The sequence below is a fragment of the Bartonella sp. CM120XJJH genome (genome assembly GCF_042194715.1).
Taxonomy (GTDB): domain Bacteria; phylum Pseudomonadota; class Alphaproteobacteria; order Rhizobiales; family Rhizobiaceae; genus Bartonella.
In genome coordinates this window covers 1-2,572 of the sequence record NZ_JBHINE010000048.1, presented here as the reverse complement: position 1 = coordinate 2,572, position 2,572 = coordinate 1, and the positions used below count along the sequence as shown (strand labels likewise).

Here is a 2,572-nt window from a genome sequence, read left to right as displayed (position 1 = left end):
AACGTAAACCTTCCCATTGTTTGATAAGCTCTAATCCTTCTTTCGATATCTTTCTCATCTGACGCTCCATAAAAAAAAGCCCCACAAAAGTGGGGCTGGATAAAATGATGTTCTAATCAATCTCGCGTTAATTATAATAAAGTGGCTCGCTACATCCACGGGCGCCTATTTTTTCATCTTCTACATAACGAGAATGCGCAAAATTCCGCGCAAATTCACCATTACTAGCATCACCGGACCAATCGCCTCCTCCCAACATAACATTTACGTCTACACGTAAACTGCTTCCTTGTTCCCCTGTATGCCATTTCGTCACGGGATAACAACCAGACAAAAATTGCCACACATAACCGCAACCATCCTCACAACCGATATACGAAATCATACGACGATTTTCTGTATCAACGTGTCCTCCAGACGTTTTGGGAGAAGGCGCTTGATTGCCTATAATACTGGTTCCCGAATTGATTCCATACATGCAAGACGCGAACTCATCACTCGTCAAAAATCTCTTATTAACAGATGAAAAATCCACGTGATGGTCAGAATAGCTACGATTGGTTGTAATCGGAACACCATAGGCAGACTTCGTATTTTCATCTGTCCCTGATTGAAGATAAATATCAACCCAAATATTCTTCCACGGATCGTAAACCATTCCCTCTGGGTCACTACGTGGACGGTGATTTAAACACCAAACAGAATCAGGGAGAATATCCCCCGCTTGATAACCCGATAACGGATGATCTTCAATCTCACCAACATCTGCACAAAGCGTATGAAATCCACCAATCTTTTTAGAGGTATCCTCTGTATAACCATCAGGAACCGTCGGATTGTCCGAAATATTAAAGTTGATCTCATTATTATTAGTGAGGGTTGGTATAAGATAAATATAATAATCCTTGCCTGCTTTAAGAGGTTGTGTAATAAGAAAACCAATATCATTTGTAAGACGGTGCAAGGTGTACCTATTCCCATGCTCTCCACCATGATAACAGCGAAAAAATGCGCCGCTGTTGATTATAAGACCTTTTCTATTGTTCGAATCGGCTTCCAGAATTCTGTGAGGCTGATCAAAACGCACATTCTCTAAAAATTTAGTGGAAAGAGAATTTACACTACCTTCAAGAGAAGAAAGACTGTCACTGTTCCTCTGTGCCTTCTTTTGAACTTCTGTCAATGCACTCTTCGCTTCTTCCGCTAACACTTTTGCCTCAGAGGCAGCTGTATTCGCAGAATTTGTCGTTTCGGTCACCGTGTCTAATGAACTCTTGACCTCTCCAAGCTCTTGCTTCGTCGTATCAGCTTCTTCTTTTGCTTGCTCCGCAACACTCTTCGCTTCTTCTGCTGTCGACTTCGCAGTTTCGGCTACTTCCTTGGCTTCTTCTGATAAACTTTTTGCACTCAAGGCGGTTTGGCTTGCTTGATCACTCGTGGATTTTGCTTCATTGGCTATTGTTTCTAAGCCTTCTGCTTTAGATTTTGCATCGCTAGCCTCTCTTTGTGCTTGATCTATTTTCTCTGTTAAACTCTCTGCTACATTTTTCGCCGCTTCTGCCAAACCCTTCGCTTCTGAAGCTGTTTGCGAGGCTTGTTCCACTTCTGTTTGCGCCGATTCGGCAACTATCTTAACAGTTGCAACAGATGCCTTGACTTCAGCACAAACATTCTTGGATTGTTCTGAAAGAGCTTTTGCCTCTTCTGCAATATCCTTAGCATCATCAGCTGCACGTTTTGCACCATCCGCCTTAAGACTTGCTTGTGTTGCTACCGTCTTAACTTCATGACTCGTCGCTACCGCGGTCGCTGCTACTTGGGTTGTCTCTGTTGCTGTTTGGGAAGCATCTCTCGCTGTTTGTTCTGCACGTTCAGCAATGGACTTCGATTCATCGGCTAATCTCTTTGCTTCTGTCGAGACATGGACGGCATTCTCACTTGCCTGCTTGACCTCTGCAAAACTTTGCAATGCCGTAGCCAATGAACCTGTCGTACCACTTATTTCCCCTGTAGCTCTATCGACTCCTGCCTTCGCCTCTTCTGCCATTTGCTTCGCGGCATCAGATGCACTCTTGGCTTCTTCGGCTAAGCCCTTGGCTGTATCCGCTGTATCTTTTGCAAGATTAGCGGTTGTCGTTACTGCTGTAACCGCTTCACCCGTTTTCGTCACCTCTGTAAGCGCTTGATCAGAAACTCTTTTCGATTCCTCTGCAACCTGTTGCGCACTATTTGCACGCGCAATGGCTTTTTCCGACTCTTGCCTTGCATTAACAACCTGCTCTAACGGCGCAAAGGTTTCATACGAATACAACGATGCCGTCCCTAAAATCTTCGGAACAACAACGCTATCTTGCGAAGTACCTTCTCTGATTTCCTCTTTCGTGGCTATTGGTATCAGATACTCATGACTATGATCGGGGATTTTCATCTGCTTTATTCCTCCATTAAACCTAAAATGAACACTCTTTCAAATCCTCAAACTCTTCTCTTAATGCCTCTAAGCGCTTCTCTAAATCTTTTAACGACCCATCAAGATCGGCTTTCAAAGCGGCTTTCAGTAAATCAAAAACGC

Annotated in this window: 1 protein-coding gene; it reads right to left on the bottom strand. The window is 43.8% G+C overall.

Features of this window, described 5'->3' with window-relative positions; all coding sequences use genetic code 11:
- Window positions 1-127: 127 nt before the first annotated feature.
- Window positions 128-2,428, bottom strand: coding sequence for an alanine-zipper protein (locus ACFIKU_RS09480; protein ID WP_375657356.1), 2,301 nt, complete (start codon window positions 2,426-2,428; stop codon window positions 128-130).
- Window positions 2,429-2,572 lie beyond the last annotated feature (144 nt).

Coding starts and splice junctions, on each gene's coding strand:
- ACFIKU_RS09480 (WP_375657356.1), bottom strand. CDS start 2,428: ATGAAAATCCCCGATCATAGTCATGAGTATCTGATACCAATAGCCACG.